Raw genomic sequence first — 16,337 nt, forward strand, 5'->3', positions numbered from 1 at the left:
TATTGCCGCCGCCCTCGGCGTGTCGTGACAATAACTTCATGATCAACGGTGCTGCGGCGGGGTGGAATGGAGGCGCTGGAGGGGGTGGGGGTGGTCGGTTTGGCGGCGGGCCGCGGGCGGGCGTACACTTTCAGATCGGCGCACAGCGTCCACTCCGGCATGCCCACCCTGCGCTTCGGTGGGAGCTGGAGCCGCGGCTGGCGCGGTCTTCTGATTTTGATCAGATTTCCGTGTAAGACGTTGTGGGCCGCCCGGAGCAATCGACGTCAGGACAGCGGAGGACATGCCGAAAAAAGACGGAGCCATTGAGATCGAGGGTCGGGTCATCGAGCCCCTGCCGAACGCCATGTTCCGGGTGGAGCTCGCGAACGGCCACAAGGTGTTGGCTCACATCAGCGGCAAGATGCGGCAGCACTACATCCGCATCCTTCCGGAGGACCGGGTCGTCGTCGAACTTTCGCCGTACGACCTGACCCGCGGGCGCATCGTCTACCGCTACAAGTAGTCCTGACGACGGCCGGGAAGTCCCGTGTCCGTCTTCGACGTCCGGTGTCGCGCAGAGCGCGTCCCCGGGCCAGATGGGAAGTAAGGCAACCGTGAAGGTCAAGCCGAGCGTCAAGAGGATCTGCAACAAGTGCCGGGTTATCCGCCGGCACGGCCGGGTCATGGTCATCTGCAGCGACCCGCGCCACAAGCAGCGCCAGGGCTGACTCAGCCCGTCCGGCCGGAGCACGGCCGGGTGGCGTTGGTCCAGGCAGATCCCCAGCGACACACACATCACACATGCTCGTCCCAGCCGCGAGCGGTACGCCAGACGTACCTCTGCGTGGCTGACCCCCGGTCGGAGGCCGGGGCCCGCTCGGGCAGCGACCGATCCCGGTCGCCGGCGCTCACCGCGTCGGAAAGACGGGACGGCCGGTAGCGGGGTGGGACGGGTCCACACCTCCGCCACACATCACGAGGAGTACGCCCGCACATGGCACGTCTAGTCGGCGTGGATCTCCCCCGCGAAAAGCGGTTGGAGATCGCGCTCACCTACATCTTCGGGGTCGGTCGCACCCGCGCCCTGGAGACACTCGCCGCCACCGGCATCTCGCCGGACAAGCGCGCTCGGGACCTCACGGACGAGGAGCTCGTGCAGCTCCGCGACCACATCGAGGGCAACTACAAGGTTGAAGGCGACCTGCGCCGCGAGGTCGCCGCTGACATCCGCCGCAAGGTCGAGATCGGCTGCTACGCCGGCATCCGGCACCGCCGGGGCCTGCCCGTGCGTGGCCAGCGGACCAAGACCAACGCCCGGACCCGCAAGGGCCCGAAGCGGACCGTCGCCGGCAAGAAGAAGCCCGGCAAGAAGTAGTTCTTAACCGGATGACGGGGTCGGCCGCCGCTGAGGTGGGTCAGGCCGCAACCCAATCCGGAAAGTCAACTAGGAGCGCACAGACTTATGCCACCGAAGGCTCGTGCCGGAGCCGCTGTAAAGAAGGTCCGGCGCAAGGAACGCAAGAACGTCGCCCACGGGCAGGCGCACATCAAGAGCACGTTCAACAACACCATCGTGTCCATCACGGACCCGACCGGTGCGGTCATCTCCTGGGCCTCCGCCGGCCAGGTCGGCTTCAAGGGCTCCCGCAAGTCGACTCCGTTCGCCGCGCAGCTGGCCGCCGAGGCTGCCGCGCGTCGCGCCATGGAGCACGGCATGCGCAAGGTCGACGTGTTCGTCAAGGGCCCCGGCTCCGGCCGGGAAACCGCCATCCGTTCGCTGCAGGCCGTGGGCCTCGAGGTCGGGCAGATCGCCGACGTCACCCCGCAGCCGCACAACGGATGCCGTCCGCCGAAGCGTCGCCGGGTCTGAGAGGTAGAGAGAGATGGCTCGTTACACCGGTGCAGACTGCCGCCGTTGCCGGCGGGAGAAGATGAAGCTGTTCCTCAAGGGCAGCAAGTGCGATGGTCCGAAGTGCCCGTTCGAGTCCCGGCCGTTCCCGCCCGGGCAGCACGGCCGCGGCCGCACCAAGGAGACGGAGTACCTGCTCCAGCTCCGTGAGAAGCAGAAGGCCCGCCGGGTTTACGGCGTGCTGGAGAAGCAGTTCCGCGGTTACTACGAGGAAGCCGTTGGCAAGCAGGCCAAGACCGGTGAGGTCCTCCTGCAGATCCTCGAGTCGCGGCTGGACAACGTCGTTTACCGGGCCGGCTACGCCCACTCGCGGGACATGGCCCGCCAGCTGGTCAAGCACGGTCACTTCACGGTGAACGGCAAGAAGGTCGACATCCCGTCGTACCGCGTCAAGGAGCACGACATCATCGAGGTTCGGGGCAAGAGCAAGGAGCTCACCCCGTTCATCGTCGCGCAGGCTCAGGCCGGCTCGAAGACGGTTCCGGCGTGGCTTGAGGCCATCCCGAGCCAGATGAAGGTGCTCGTGCACTCCCTCCCGGCCCGGCAGGTCATCGACACGCAGGTCCAGGAGCAGTTGATCGTCGAGCTCTACTCCAAGTAGTCCGAGCTCGTTCGGTGGTCCGCCCTTCGGGGCGGGCCACCGGAACGGTTTGTGTCGTGGGCGTCAAATAGCGGGCGCCCCGGAAGAGAAGAGAAAAGATGCTCATCAGCCAGCGACCCTCCCTCTCCGAGGAGTCGATCAACGAGACCCGGTCGCGGTTCGCCATCGAGCCGCTGGAGCCGGGCTTCGGCTACACCCTGGGTAACTCGCTGCGGCGCACGCTGCTGTCGTCGATCCCGGGCGCGGCCGTCACCTCGATCAAGATCGACGGTGTGCTGCACGAGTTCACCACGATCCCCGGTGTCAAGGAGGACGTGGTCGAGCTCGTCATGAACATCAAGGAGCTGTGCGTCAGCTCCGAGCACGACGAGCCGGTCAGCATGTACCTGCGTAAGCAGGGCCCGGGCGACGTGACCGCGGGCGACATCCAGCCGCCGGCCGGCGTCTCGGTGCACAACCCGGATCTCAAGCTCGCCACCCTGAACGGCAAGGGCCGGCTCGACATGGAGCTGACCGTCGAGCGGGGCCGGGGCTACGTGACGGCGGCGCAGAACAAGCAGTCCGGCGCGGAGATCGGCCGGATCCCGGTCGACTCGATCTACTCGCCGGTGCTGAAGGTGACCTACCGCGTCGAGGCGACCCGTGTCGAGCAGCGCACCGACTTCGACCGGCTGATCATCGACGTCGAGACCAAGCCGTCGATGGGTCCGCGTACCGCGCTGGCCTCCGCCGGTTCGACGCTGGTGGAGCTGTTCGGGCTCGCCCGGGAGCTGGACGAGACCGCCGAGGGCATCGACATCGGGCCGTCCCCGCAGGACGCCCAGCTGGCGGCGGACCTCGCTCTGCCGATCGAGGAGCTGGACCTCACCGTCCGCTCCTACAACTGCCTCAAGCGCGAGGGCATCAACTCCGTTGGTGAGCTCATCGGGCGTACCGAGGCCGACCTCCTCGACATTCGCAACTTCGGTCAGAAGTCGATCGACGAGGTCAAGATGAAGCTCGCCGGGATGGGTCTCGGGCTGAAGGACTCGGCTCCGAACTTCGACCCGGCGCACGTCGTGGACACCTTCGGCGAGGCCGACTACGACACCGACGACTACCGCGAGACCGAGCAGCTCTAGTCCGCGCTGCCGCCACAACTGAGGAGCACCAAAAATGCCCACGCCCACCAAGGGCCCCCGCCTCGGCGGCAGCCCCTCGCACGAGCGGCTGATGCTCGCCAACCTGGCGACCGCGCTGTTCCAGCACGGCAAGATCCAGACCACCGAGACGAAGGCCCGGCGGCTGCGCCCGCTGGCCGAGCAGCTCATCACCAAGGCCAAGCGCGGTGACCTCGCCTCGCGGCGGCGGGTGCTGGGTGTCGTCAAGGACAAGGACGTCGTCTACGCCCTGTTCGACCAGATCGCGCCCCGGTACTCCAACCGCCCCGGCGGTTACACCCGGATCGTGAAGACCGGTCCGCGCAAGGGTGACAACGCGCCGATGGCGATCATCGAGCTGGTGGAAGAGCTTCAGGTCGCCGAGCCGAAGGCGAACAAGAAGACCGCCGCCCGCAAGGCCGCGCAGCAGGACAAGGTCGAGGCGCTCGCCCCGGCCGAGGATGCCCCGCAGTCGGCTCCGGCCGACCAGGACTCCGAGGCGCCGGTGTCGGCGTCCGGTGACACCGACGCCGCCCGCGAGGACAGCGACGAGGCCACCGAGAACAAGGCCTGATCAAAGGGCATTGTCGGGCCCGGCACCCCATCGGGGTGTCGGGCCCGACCCGTAACAGGAGGTACGAGGTGGACGAGCGGATCCGGCTGCGGCTGGACGTCTCGTACGACGGCACCGACTTTTCCGGCTGGGCAGCCCAGCCGACCCGGCGCACCGTCGCGGGGGTGCTCGTCGAGACCCTCGACCTGGTCCTCGGCGTCGGTACGGCCACCGGACTGACGGTGGCCGGACGGACCGACGCGGGGGTGCACGCCACGGGGCAGGTGTGCCACCTGGACCTGCCGGTGGAGGTGTGGCGACAGCACGAGGGACGGCTGCTGCGTCGGCTGGCCCGGCTGCTCCCCACCGACGTGCGGGTACGGGCGATGACCGAGGTGCCGGCCGATTTCGACGCCCGGTTCTCGGCCACCTTCCGACGCTACGAGTACCGGGTCACCGATGCGCCGTTCGGTGCGGAGCCGCTGCGCCGGCACGAGGTGCTGGCCTGGCCGAAGCCGTTGGACCTGGCCGCGCTGAACGCCGCCGCGACCGGGCTGGTGGGGGAGCACGACTTCGCCGCGTACTGCCGGCGCAAGGAGCACGCGACCACGCTGCGCGAGGTGACCCGGCTGGACTGGCGTCGCGACCCGGACGGCATCCTGGTCGCCACCGTGCAGGCGGACGCGTTCTGCCAGGCCATGGTGCGCAGCCTGGTGGGGGCCATGCTGGTGGCCGGGGACGGCCGCCGCCCGGTCGAGTGGCCGGGCACTCTGCTCACTCAGCGGGAGCGGTCCAGCGAGGTGACCGTGGCCCCGGCGCGCGGGCTGACCCTGGTCGCCGTCGGTTACCCGGCCGATCCGGCCGAGTACGCCCAGCGCGCCACTCTCACCCGCCGGTTGCGGGTCCCGATCGAGGGTTGACCGCCCGCAGGGTCAGTCGCCCGGCAGGCCGTCCTGGTTCGCGTTGCTACCGGTCGGGCCCGCTGTCGGCTGTGCGGCGGTGCCACCGTCCGCCCGGCTCTGCAGCACGCCCCGGCTGAGGTGCAGCTCGATCATGTCGAAGAGGATCTCGCGGACCTTGGCATCACCCGCCTTGATCGCCGCTCCGTCCTTGCGGACCACCAGGGCGTACGCCAGGTAGTGACCACGGACCTGCCAGCCGACCCGTGCCGGAGCGCTGGCCAGGACATCGGTGCCGTCGCCGTCGTCGGCGGTGAGGCCCCGGAAACGGCCCTGCCGCTCGTCGAGAAGTTGCCGGAGCCGGTCTCGGGCTCGTTCCGCGCTGACCTTGTCGGTGAGGTTGAACAGGCCGGCGGTGACCAGGTGGTCGCCGTCGGGCGTACCCAGCGTGGCCCGGACGATCTGGTTGCAACCGAGCCGGACCAGCAGGTCGGCGACCTCGTCGGTGGCGGCGACGGCGCAACTGCCGCTGGACTGCGTCTTGAGCACCTGGTAGCTCGGCTGGCCGTCGGTGAGCTTCAGTTCCTTGCCGGGGAAGAGCTCCTTGGCGGTGAGCGGGGCCTGGTCGGTGTCCCGGGAGTCGAGGGTCAGCCGTTCCGCCGCGGCGGACGTCGGGGCGGCGTTCGGCTGGTACGTCGGATTGCTCTGCGGCTGCTCGTTGCGGTCCATGAGCAGCGCGGCGGCACCGAGACCGCAGAGGGCGAGCAGCACCAGAACGGCCGCGCCGCCGATCAGTACCTGCCACAGTCGACCGCCGCCGCGCCGGGCGGGCGGCTCCACCGGCGTCGCCGAGGTGTAGATCTGGCTGCGAGGCGGGGCGGGCGGGATGTCGGCACGAGTCGGCAGTGACTGCGGCACATCGCCACGGGTCGGCACGTGCTGCGGCACATCGCCACGGGTCGGCACGTGCTGCGGCACATCGCCACGGGTCGGCACGGGCTGCGACGAGGGCAGCGAGAGCTGGTTCGGCCGGGGCAGCGACGGCGTGGGGAAGCGCGACGGAGAGGGCCCGGCCGGCGGGGGCGGACCGGCGCCGAGCACCGACAGATCGGACCCGGGCTCCGGGTACTCCTCGAAAGCGTCCTCATCGGACTGGTACCGATACACCATGTCGCCCAGAGTAGGAGTCATTGTCCCTTTAGGGGGTAATTTCGAGGAAATGTGCATGTGGGTCGTGTCAGGTCCGCCCCGGACCGGTGCGAGAATTGCCGAGTGACCGGCGACCACTACTTCACCGCTCAGCCCACCAGCGACGCTCCGGCGCGCGAGGTCGAGTTCTCCGTCGCCGACCGCGACTACCGGCTCGCCTCGGCCGGCGGAGTCTTCTCCGCCAGTCGGCTCGACCCGGGCACCGCGGTGCTCCTGCGCAAGGCCGAGCTGCCCGCCACCGACACCACCGGCGATCTGCTCGACCTCGGCTGCGGTTTCGGGCCGATCAGCTGCGTACTGGCCGACCTCGCGCCCACGAGCACCATCTGGGCCGTCGACGTCAACGCGCGGGCCCGCGAGTTGACCGCCGCCAACGCGGCCCGGATCGGTGCCGCCGACCGGGTCCGCGTCAGCGCGCCGGACGACGTCCCGGATGACGTCCGCTTCGCCCAGCTCTGGTCGAACCCACCCATCCGGATCGGCAAGGAAGGGCTGCACGACCTGCTGCTGCGCTGGCTGCCCCGACTCGCCCCGGACGGCGTCGGCTGGTTGGTCGTCGCCCGGCACCTCGGCGGCGACTCGCTGCAACACTGGCTCACCGAGCAGAGCTGGCAGGTCGAGCGGCACGCCAGTCAAAAGGGCTTCCGGGTGCTGCGCGTCACCCGGTAATTGGATGTACCCCCGACCCTCACTGGGGCAGGATCCCGGCGTGGGATACGTGGACGTGGCAGCGGTCGGGCACATCCTGCCCGACGGTCGGGAACTCTTCGCCGACGTGTCGTTCCGGGTCGGTGAGGGCAGTAAGGTCGCCCTGGTCGGGCCGAACGGCGCGGGAAAGACGACGCTGCTGAGGATGGTCGCCGGCGACCTGCCGGTGCGCAGCGGCGTCGTCGCACGGGCCGGCGGGCTGGGCGTGATGCGCCAGTTCATCGGCATGATCGGCGACGAGTCGACCCTCGCCGACCTGGCGTTGTCACTGGCCCCGCCGACGCTGCGCGACGCCGGTCGGCGGCTCGGCGAGACCGAGGCGGCCATGCGGGCGGCCGAGGCCCACGGCAAGTTCAGCAACGCCGCGGGCAAGGCCCAGCTGGCGTACGCCGATGCGCTCGGCGCCTGGGGCGAGGCCGGCGGGTACGACGCCGAGGTGCTCTTCGACACCGTCGCGACCATCGTGCTCGGCCAGCCCTGGGACGCCGTACGGGACCGGCCGGTGCGTACCCTCTCCGGCGGCCAGCAGAAGCGCTTCGCCCTGGAGTTGCTGCTGCGCGGCCCGGACGAGGTGCTGCTGCTCGACGAGCCGGACAACTTCCTCGACGTGCCCGGCAAACGCTGGCTGGAGGCGCGACTGGCCGAGTCGACGAAGTCGGTGCTCTACGTCTCGCACGACCGTGAGCTGCTGGCCCAGAGCGCCGACCGGGTGGTCGCCGTCGAGGGCGGTAGCGCCTGGGTGCACCCGGGCGGCTTCGCCAGTTGGCACGAGGCTCGGGTGGCTCGGCACGCCCGCCTCGACGAGCTGCGCCGGCGCTGGGACGAGGAGCACCAGAAGCTGCGCGAGCTGATGCTGATGTACAAGCAGAAGGCCGCGTACAACGACGGGTTGGCCTCGCGCTACCAGGCCGCGCAGACCCGGTTGCGCAAGTTCGAGGAGGCCGGGCCGCCGCCCGTACCCCCGAAGGACCAGGACATCCGGATGCGGCTCAGCGGCGGGCGGACCGGCAAGCGCGCGGTCGTCTGCGAGCAGCTGGAGCTCGACGGCCTGACCTTCCCCTTCGACCTGGAGATCTGGTACGGCGACCGGGTGGCGGTGCTCGGTGCCAACGGCACCGGCAAGTCGCACTTCCTGCGGCTGCTGGCCCGTGGCGGCACCGACCCGGACCCGGCGAACGGGCCGGTCGACGGCGCGGGCGCGCTCGCCCCGGTGGCGCACGACGGCACGGCCCGCCTCGGTGCCCGGGTCCGACCCGGGCACTTCTCCCAGACCCACGACCGGCCGGAGCTGATGTCGAAGACGCTCGTCGAGATCCTCTGGCGGGGTGACGAGCACCGCACCGGGATGGACCGACACGCGGCGATGGGGGTGCTCAGTCGCTACGAGCTGGCCGCGCAGGGTGACCAGCGCTTCGGCACGCTCTCCGGCGGGCAGCAGGCCCGGTTCCTGGTGCTGTTGCTGGAGCTGTCCGGAGCGACCCTGCTGCTGCTCGACGAGCCGACCGACAACCTCGACCTGGCCAGCGCGGAAGCCCTCGAAGCGGGCCTGAACGCCTTCGAGGGGACGGTGATCGCGGTCACCCACGACCGTTGGTTCACCCGCTCCTTCGACCGGTTCGTGCTGTTCCGAGGCGACAGCGAGGTGGTGGAGACCCCGGAACCGATCTGGGACGTCGGGTGAGCGGTCCCCGGCGACGGTGCGTCCGGCCGGCATAGGGTGGATCTCGTGACAGAGATGACCTATCGCCGGCTGGGCGACTCCGGGCTCGTGGTGTCCGTGGTCGGCATCGGCTGCAACAACTTCGGCCGCAAGCTCGACCTCGACGGCACCCGAGCGGTGGTGGATGCCGCCCTGGACGCCGGGATCACCCTCTTCGACACCGCCGACATCTACGGCGAGCCGCAGGGCAGCTCCGAGGAGCTGCTGGGGCAGGCGCTCAAGGGTCGCCGGGACGACGTGGTGGTGGCCACCAAGTTCGGGATGGACATGAATGGCCTCAACGGGCCGGACTACGGCGCGCGGGGTGCGCGGCGCTACATCGCCCGGGCGGTGGAGGCGTCGCTGCGCCGGCTCGGCACCGACCACATCGACCTGTACCAGATGCACGAGCCCGACCCGGGCACCCCGATCGACGAGACCCTCGCCGCCCTGGACGACCTGGTCCGCGACGGGAAGGTGCGCTACCTGGGTAACTCCAACTTCGCCGGCTGGCAGATCGCCGACGCGGACTGGGTCGCCTCGTCCAACGGCCGGTCCCGCTTCATCAGCGCGCAGAACCACTACAGCCTGGTGGAGCGCTCGGTGGAGGCCGAGGTGATCCCGGCGTGTGAGCGGTTCGGCCTTGGCATGCTGCCGTTCTTCCCACTCGCCAACGGTCTGCTCACCGGCAAGTACAAGCGCGAGGCTCAGCCGCCGGCCGGCAGCCGGCTCTCCGGTGGCGGCCGGTACGCGGAGCGGCTCGCCGCGGCCGACTGGGACACCATCGAGGCGATCGAGGCGTACGCGGCCGAGCGGGGTCTGACGATGCTCCAGGTGGCGATCGGCGGGCTGGCCGCCCAGCCGGCGGTGACCTCGGTGATCGCCGGTGCCACCACACCCGAGCAGGTGCGTGCCAACGCCGCCGCCGGCACCTGGGAGCCCAGCGACGAGGATCTGGCGGCGTTGCGCGCCGTCCTCTGAGGGCGGCGGGCGCCCCGCCGCGCCGTGATCCACTCGCGTTCCTTGAAGTCGCGGTGACCTGCGGTCCGGGAAGCCCCGACTTCAAGGATGCCGAGTCGATCACCAGCTGAACGACACCGGGCCGGGCCGCTCGTCGCGGCCCGGCCCGGTCGTTGTCACTGTGCGGAAGCGCCGGTCAATCAGGTGGTGCGGCGGCGGCCGAACAGCATGGCCACCCCCATCGCCGCCGCGACGAGCACGAGACCGGCCGCCCCGACCGGCCACCACCAGGTGAGCCCCTCCCCACTGGCACGGTTGGCCGTCGGTGAGGTCGAGGACGATTGCCTCGGTGCCTGCGCCTGGGGCTTGGCCTGCACCGTGGCGGTGGCCTCGCTCTGCAGCGGAGCGGGGGACTTCACGGTCACCTTCCACGTGCCGGCAGAGAGCACCGGGCCGCTGCTGTAGAAGCCGTGCCCCTCAGGCTGCGGCTCCAGCTGCACCGGTCCGATCCGCTGGCCGTCCGGGCCGGTGGCGGTGAGGACCAGCCGCACCACCTGCTCCAGCCGGCGGCCGTCGGTGTGGGTGGCCTGGATGGTGACGCCCTCGGCCCCGTCGCCGGCCACCGTGAGTGTGAGCTTGTCGGCCTGGGCGGCCTGGGTGGCCTGAGCCGCCGCCGGGGCGGCGGCGGACAGGGTCAGGGCCAGTCCGACGAACACGGCGGCCAACACCTTGCGGATACCCGTCACGGACATCTCCTCCCTACCGATGAGGGAGGCCCCTCCCCGACGCCGCAGCGTCGGGGAGGGGCCTCGTCGGATCAGAGCTGGCGACCGGGTGCCAACCGGGTGGCATCGCCACCGAGCCGGCCGGTGCCCTTGACCGGGTCACCGTCGTTCGCCTTGACCCCGGCCTTGCTGGCCGCGCCGCCGAGTCGAACGATCATGGCGTCGGCGTCCCGGATCAGGACGTCCCGGACCTCCGCCTCGGGCACCAACGTGGCGTCGGAGGCGAGCGTCCGGAACGCGGTCAGCTGCCGGACGGCCGCCTTGTCGTCGCCGGCCGCCTCGGACGCGCGAACAGCGTCGAGCTTGTTCGACAGCTGCTTGTGCGCCTTGGCCGAGAGCCGCCCCGTCGCCTTGAACCGGTCCAGCAGACTCTGCATGTCCCGGAACGAGGTGGTGACGAAGAACCGGACCGTCGAGGTGGTCTTGTTGCCCGCCTTGTCGGTCGCGGTCACGGTCAGCTCGTGCAGGCCGAGCGACAGGTCGTACATGGCCTGCAACGTGCCGCTGGTGTACGCCTGGCCGTCGAGCTGACCGACCACGCTCGCGATGCCCGAGGTCGGGTCGACGGCCTGCCAGGACACCCGAACGTCCTGGCTGTCGCCGTAGAGCTGGCCGTCGGCCAGCCCGGACACCAGCAGCGTCGGCTTGGCGCCGTCGATGCGCAGCACCGCCGACTTCAGCGTCTCGACGTTGCCCGCCTTGTCCGCCGAGCGGAACAGCAGCTCGTGCTGCCCGTCCCCGGTCACCTCGATCGGCGTCGAGTACGGCGCCCAGGCACCACCGTCCAGCGACCACTCCACCGTCTTGACGCCGGAACCGGCGTCGGTAGCGGCCAGCACGACCGGGATGGTCCCGTTGTGCCAACCGGCGTCGTTCGCCGGAGCGAACGTCGCCGAGGTCACCGGCGCGGTGGCGTCGATCTTGACCGAGACGGTCTTGGTCGCCTCCACGTTGCCGGCCTTGTCCGTCGAGCGGAACCGGAGCTCGTGCTCGCCGTCCCCGCTGACCGCCACCGGAGCGGTGTACGCCGTCCAGGTGGTGGCCCCGTCCAGCTGGTACTCCGTACCGGCGAGCCCGCTACCGCCGGCCTCGTCGGCGCCGGTGAGCGTGATCGTCGCCGGCCCGGTGTGCCACCCCTCGGTCGGGGTGCCGGAAACCGCCGCCGTGGTCACCGGCGCGGTCTCGTCGGCCACCTCCGTGCTGAGCCGGAAGTAGTCGAACGAGGCGGTCTTCGACGCCGTCTGGTTGGCGCCGAGGGTGAACAGCCCGACCTTCGGGGTGGCCCCGACCGCGCTGTTGGTCAGCGCCGTCAACGCGGTCCAGGTCGTCCCGTCGGCCGAGTACGACGCGGTGAACGTGTCGCCGGTGCGAGCCAGTCGCAGGTGCCAGACCGCATCGGTCAGGTTGGTCACCTCCGGCTGCGGGTTCTGGACCGCCCCGGCGATCTCGCTGCGGAACTCGATCCGCCGCGTCACCGCCTGGCCGGCCTGGTTGTCCGCGATGAAGTCGAACTTCAGGTAGTTGTCGTCGTCGGCCTGCACGAGCAGACCGGCCTGCTGGTACTGCTCGTTCAGCAGGCTGCCGTCGACCTTCGTCTCCAGGGTCCAGTCGCCCGACGGCGCGGTCTGGAGGATGAAGTTCTTCGGCCCGGTGTTGTCGGTGCCGTAGATGTCACCGTTGGGCACGTCGATCCGCAGCGCGCCACCGGTGACCCGGTAACCGCTCGGGTCCTCTCGCGTCACGGCGTCCCACCGGCACTTGTCCAACGTGCTGCCGGTGAACTCGTCCGACGGGTCGACCGGGCCGGCCGGAGCGTCCGGCGTGACCTGGAACGAGTCGAACGCGGCGTCGACGACCGGCGCCTCGGTGCCTCCGTTGAGTGCGAAGACCCCGATCCGCGGGTTGGTGATGCCGGCGAGCGCGGCCGAACGGCCGACCGGGGTGAAGGTCTGGCCGTCGCCCGAGGCGGACGCCGTCAGGTTCGTCCCGTCGCTGGTGATCCGCAGGTACACGGTGTCACCCGCAGGTGCGTTGGTGGCGTCGGCGGCCTCGTTGCGAGGCGTGGCCGCCGTCTCCCGGATGAACTCCACCCGCCGGCTGCCGTTGTACAGCAGGTCCACCTTGGCGTAGTTGTCGTCGTCGCCGTACACCAGCAGGCCGGCCTGCTGGTAGTTGGCAGTCACCGGCAGGGTGACCTTGGTGGTCATCTCCCACGCGCCGGTCGGGGCCGCCTGGAGCACCAGGTTGGTGGCGTCGTTGCGAGCGCCGTAGAGGTCACCCACGCCGGTGGGCAGCCGCAGCGCGCCGCCACTGAGCGAGTAGAGCTGGTTCTCCCGGACGACGCTGGTCCAGCGCTCCTTGTCGAGGCTGTTGCCGTTGAAGTCGTCCGAACGCGCCCCGAAGCAGGACGTGTCCGGCGCGTCGACCCGCACCGGCACGGTGGCGTACGACTTGGCGCCCTTGCTGTCGGTCACCGTGAGGGTGGCCGTGAAGGTGCCCGGGCTGGTGTAGGTGTGGCTGGCGTCCAGGGTGGCTGCCGTGCCTCCGTCACCAAAGTCCCAGGCGTACGTCAGCGGGGTGTCGCCCTCGGCGTCGGTGGCCGTGCCGTCGAAGGCGACGGTGACCGGTGCGGTGCCGGTGGCCGGGGTGGCCGTGGCGCTGACCGTCGGCGGCCCGTTCTCGGTGACACCGCGGCCGACGAAGTCCATCCAGTTGACGTTGAACAGCGAACCCGTTCCGCCGTTCGGGTCGCGGGCCAGGAAGTACAGCGAGCCGCTCGCGGCGCCGGTGACCGGTGCGCTCACGTCCGTGTACGTCTGCCACGCGCCGGTCGACGGTACGACGGCCGTGGCGACCACCGGTCCGTCCACCGCACCCGCGCGGACCTCGATCCGACCGCCGGCGGCGGCGGAGGCGGCCCGGAACCGGATCTCGGTGATGTTGGTCAGGTTCGCCGGGGCGAGCGACCACCAGTCGCCGTCCTCGATGAACGCGACGCTCTGGCCGCCGCCGGCGGTGTCGGCGGCGGTCTCCCGCTGCACGCCGGCGTCTCCGCCGCCGGTGCTCACCGGTGCGCGCCCGGTGGCGGTGAAGAACTCGGCCTGCTTGCGCTTGGGCTGGAGCACCTCGATCGCGCGGCCGGTGAGCGGGCTGGCCCCGCCGGTCCCGCCACCGTCGGTGTAGGTGGCCTCGAAGACCGCGAAGACGTTCGCCTCGGCGCCGTGCCCGGAGGCGAGCGACGTCTGCACGGTGCCGGTGCAGCCGGTGTGCTGCTCCAGCGGGTGGGCGTGCTCGTCGTGGCCGAGCAGCACCTGGAGGTTCACCTTGGCACAGTCGATCTGCCCGTCCTCCGGGTCGGTCACCTTGATCGAGTAGCGGACCTGGTCGCCCCACTCGAAGAACCCACCGTCCGGTGGGAACTCGATGGTCACCGTCGGGGACGTGTTGCCCACCGTGACCGGCACGTTGGCCACCGCGGTACGACCCTTGGGGTTGGTGACGGTCAGCTGGGCGGTGTAGTTGCCCGCCGTGGCGTACGTGTGGGTCGGGTTCGCCTCGGTGGAGGTCTGCCCGTCGCCGAAGGCCCAGGCGTAGGTGAGCGTGCCACCGTCCGGGTCCCGGGAGCCGGCGCTGGAGAACTCGACAGTCAACGGCGCGGCGCCCGACGTCGGGGTCGCGGACGCGGCCGCGATCGGTGCGCGGTCACCGGCGGTGTAGTCGATCCGGTAGACGCCGGAGTTGTCGTTGTTGCCGCCGAATCCGCTGCCCCACTCGATCAGGTACAGCGCGCCGTCCGGGCCGAACTCGAAGTCCATCGGCCGGACCATGCTCATGCCGGTGAGCAGCTGGTTGATGTCCACCAACGACTTGCCGTCGGGGGTCACCTGCATGGTGTACATCTTGTTCTGGTTCCACTCGCCGAGCAGAGCCTTGCCGTCGTAGTACGCCGGCCACTTGCGGTTGGAGTTGAGGTCGGCGTCGTACCGGTAGACCGGGCCGCCCATCGGGGCGCCGCCGCCACCGATCTCCGGGTAACGCGCGTCACCGGCGTACCCGTAGTCGACGGTCGCCGGGACCACCGGCGGGAGGTTGGTCAGGCCGGTGTTGTTGGGCGAGTTGTTCACCGGCGCGGCGCAGTCGAACTTCGCGCCGCTCGGGCCGGACGGGAACGTGTAGTCGTTGTACGCCTCGTTCGTGCCCGTGCAGTACGGCCAGCCGTAGTTGCCCGGGGTGACGATGTTCCACTCGACCAGACCGCGGGGGCCCCGGTTCGGGTTGTCCGCGTTGGCGTCCGGCCCGTAGTCCGCGACGTACAGCGTGTTGGTCTTCGGGTCGGTGCCGATCCGGAACGGGTTGCGGAAGCCCATCGCGTAGATCTCGGGACGGGTCTTCTCCGTGCCCGGCGCGAAGAGGTTGCCGGCCGGAACGGTGTACGTCCCGTCGTCCTCCGGGTGGATCCGGATCACCTTGCCGCGCAGGTCGTTCGTGTTGGCCGAGGTGCGCTGCGCGTCGTAGTCCTGGCGACCCGGCCGCTCGTCGAGCGGCGAGTACGAGTTCGACTCGAACGGGTTGGTGTTGTCACCGGTGGCCAGGTAGAGGTTGCCGTCGCCGTCGAAGGTCATGCTGCCGCCGGCGTGGCAGCAGGTGTTGCGCTGGGTGTCGACCCGCAGCACCTGCTTCTCGCTGGCCGGGTTGATGGTGTCGCCGGTCACGGTGAAACGGGACAGCAGGTTGCGGGTGACCCCGTCGTTCGGGGCGTAGTACAGGTACACCCAGTTGTTGGTGGCGAAGTCCGGGTCGAGCCGGATGCCGATGAGACCGTCCTCGTTACCGGTGAAGACGTCCAGGTCGACGGCGGTGACGGTGTTGCCGGTGTCCGGCTTCACGATCTGCACGCGACCGTCGCGCTCGATGTAGAAGACCCGCCCGTCGGGGGCGATGTCCAGCTCCATCGGGTTGCTGGTGTTGCTGTCCAGCGCGACCTTCTCGAAGTTCGAGGTCTTCGAGGCGCCGCAGTCGGCGTTCTCGACACCGGCCGCGGTGCGGATGCCGCCGAGCAGGTGGGAGAGGAACTCGGGCTCCGCGTACGACTCCCGGGTGTGCCCGCCTCCGGTGTACCAGGAGCGGCCACCGTCGTAGTCCTGGCACCAGGCGATCGGGTGGTCCGCGCCCATCGCGCCGGCACCGGCGGTGTAGCTCTTCTCGTCCAGGCTGGCCAGCACGTGCACGTCCGGCCGGGGGTTGGTCTGGTAGTTGTACCACTCGTCGAACCGGGACCAACGGTCCGGCAACCCGGCCGTGGACGGGTGGGCGTGGTCCTCCACCTTGACCGTGGCCTGCTGGTTCTGCGGGTGGTTGGCGAAGTACGCGCCGACCAGGTCGCCGTACCAGGCCCAGCTGTACTCGGTGTCCGACGCGGCGTGGATGCCGACGTAACCGCCGCCCGCCTTGACGTAGCGCTCGAACGCCGCCTGCTGGTCGGCGTTGAGCACGTCGCCGGTGGTGGAGAGCCAGATCACCGCCTTGTACTTCGCCAGGTTGGCGTCGTTGAATGCGGCGCCGTCCTCGGAGTTGTCCACGGTGAATCCGTTGTCGACGCCGAGTTGTTGGATGGCGGCGATGCCGGTGGGGATGGAGTCGTGCCGGAAGCCGGCGGTCTTGGAGAAGACGAGGACGGAGAAGGGATCGGCCGCGGCCTTTGGCGCCTTCGGCGCCACCTGGCTGACCGGGGCTGCGGCTTTCGCATCCCGTGGGGGAACCTGGGCGGCCGCCTGGGCGGGCGCGCCGAACAGGGTGGTCGAGGCCATGGCCAGGGAGATCAGGGTTGCGGTGATGGGTACGCGGGCACGACGAGAACGGGACACGCCGCCTCCTGTGTCGTAGTGACAGAGCT

The 16,337-nt window shown here is 70.2% G+C and carries 14 protein-coding genes; 11 read left to right on the plus strand and 3 right to left on the minus strand.

Annotation, left to right across the window (positions count from 1 at the left end):
* Positions 1 to 283: 283 nt before the first annotated feature.
* The 8 genes from infA to truA all read left to right on the plus strand — a co-directional run bounded on the left by infA (position 284) and on the right by truA (position 5,104).
* The gene (gene infA, locus AC5L30_RS23465) at positions 284 to 505 is read left to right on the plus strand and encodes a translation initiation factor IF-1 (protein ID WP_007073013.1); all 222 of its coding nucleotides are present in this window, start codon (positions 284 to 286) and stop codon (positions 503 to 505) included.
* A 91-nt stretch (positions 506 to 596) separates the two neighbouring features.
* Positions 597 to 710: a 50S ribosomal protein L36 gene (gene rpmJ / locus AC5L30_RS23470; protein WP_043965539.1), complete on the plus strand. Its 114-nt coding sequence runs from the start codon at positions 597 to 599 to the stop codon at positions 708 to 710.
* Between the two features lie 266 nt (positions 711 to 976).
* On the plus strand, positions 977 to 1,357 hold the full coding sequence (gene rpsM, locus AC5L30_RS23475; RefSeq protein ID WP_030329917.1) for a 30S ribosomal protein S13: 381 nt from the start codon (positions 977 to 979) through the stop codon (positions 1,355 to 1,357).
* Between the two features lie 87 nt (positions 1,358 to 1,444).
* Positions 1,445 to 1,852, plus strand: coding sequence for a 30S ribosomal protein S11 (gene rpsK, locus AC5L30_RS23480; protein ID WP_030329919.1), 408 nt, complete (start codon positions 1,445 to 1,447; stop codon positions 1,850 to 1,852).
* Between the two features lie 13 nt (positions 1,853 to 1,865).
* Positions 1,866 to 2,492, plus strand: coding sequence for a 30S ribosomal protein S4 (gene rpsD, locus AC5L30_RS23485; protein ID WP_030489600.1), 627 nt, complete (start codon positions 1,866 to 1,868; stop codon positions 2,490 to 2,492).
* 98 nt (positions 2,493 to 2,590) lie between these two features.
* The gene (locus AC5L30_RS23490) at positions 2,591 to 3,613 is read left to right on the plus strand and encodes a DNA-directed RNA polymerase subunit alpha (protein WP_007465227.1); all 1,023 of its coding nucleotides are present in this window, start codon (positions 2,591 to 2,593) and stop codon (positions 3,611 to 3,613) included.
* A gap of 34 nt (positions 3,614 to 3,647) precedes the next feature.
* Positions 3,648 to 4,205 carry a 50S ribosomal protein L17 gene (gene rplQ / locus AC5L30_RS23495; protein ID WP_494869812.1) on the plus strand — a complete coding sequence of 186 codons (558 nt, stop codon included), beginning with the start codon at positions 3,648 to 3,650 and terminating at the stop codon, positions 4,203 to 4,205.
* Positions 4,206 to 4,273: 68 nt separating this feature from the next.
* Positions 4,274 to 5,104, plus strand: a complete 831-nt coding sequence (truA, locus tag AC5L30_RS23500; protein ID WP_494869813.1) for a tRNA pseudouridine(38-40) synthase TruA — start codon at positions 4,274 to 4,276, stop codon at positions 5,102 to 5,104.
* Between the two features lie 12 nt (positions 5,105 to 5,116).
* Here the strand turns inward: truA and AC5L30_RS23505 are convergent, their stop codons facing one another.
* Complete coding sequence (locus AC5L30_RS23505; protein ID WP_494869814.1) at positions 5,117 to 6,253, minus strand: hypothetical protein; 1,137 nt, start codon at positions 6,251 to 6,253, stop codon at positions 5,117 to 5,119.
* 102 nt (positions 6,254 to 6,355) lie between these two features.
* On the opposite strand from AC5L30_RS23505, the gene AC5L30_RS23510 reads away from it, so the two are divergent.
* Genes AC5L30_RS23510 through AC5L30_RS23520 form a run of 3 tightly spaced genes read left to right on the plus strand, consistent with a single transcriptional unit; the run spans position 6,356 to position 9,680 of the window.
* On the plus strand, positions 6,356 to 6,961 hold the full coding sequence (locus AC5L30_RS23510) for a class I SAM-dependent methyltransferase (protein ID WP_494869815.1): 606 nt from the start codon (positions 6,356 to 6,358) through the stop codon (positions 6,959 to 6,961).
* Positions 6,962 to 7,001: 40 nt separating this feature from the next.
* Positions 7,002 to 8,681, plus strand: coding sequence for an ABC-F family ATP-binding cassette domain-containing protein (locus AC5L30_RS23515; RefSeq protein WP_494869816.1), 1,680 nt, complete (start codon positions 7,002 to 7,004; stop codon positions 8,679 to 8,681).
* Positions 8,682 to 8,717: 36 nt separating this feature from the next.
* Entirely contained in the window at positions 8,718 to 9,680 is a 963-nt protein-coding gene (locus AC5L30_RS23520) for an aldo/keto reductase (protein WP_181548755.1), read from the plus strand.
* A 179-nt stretch (positions 9,681 to 9,859) separates the two neighbouring features.
* Here the strand turns inward: AC5L30_RS23520 and AC5L30_RS23525 are convergent, their stop codons facing one another.
* Both AC5L30_RS23525 and AC5L30_RS23530 read right to left on the minus strand, forming a co-directional pair.
* Positions 9,860 to 10,405 carry a hypothetical protein gene (locus AC5L30_RS23525; protein WP_494869817.1) on the minus strand — a complete coding sequence of 182 codons (546 nt, stop codon included), beginning with the start codon at positions 10,403 to 10,405 and terminating at the stop codon, positions 9,860 to 9,862.
* A 71-nt stretch (positions 10,406 to 10,476) separates the two neighbouring features.
* Positions 10,477 to 16,308 (minus strand): ThuA domain-containing protein, encoded by a 5,832-nt coding sequence (locus AC5L30_RS23530; protein WP_494869818.1) that lies wholly within the window; start codon positions 16,306 to 16,308, stop codon positions 10,477 to 10,479.
* Positions 16,309 to 16,337 lie beyond the last annotated feature (29 nt).

The sequence above is a fragment of the Micromonospora sp. BQ32 genome, assembly GCF_059358895.1.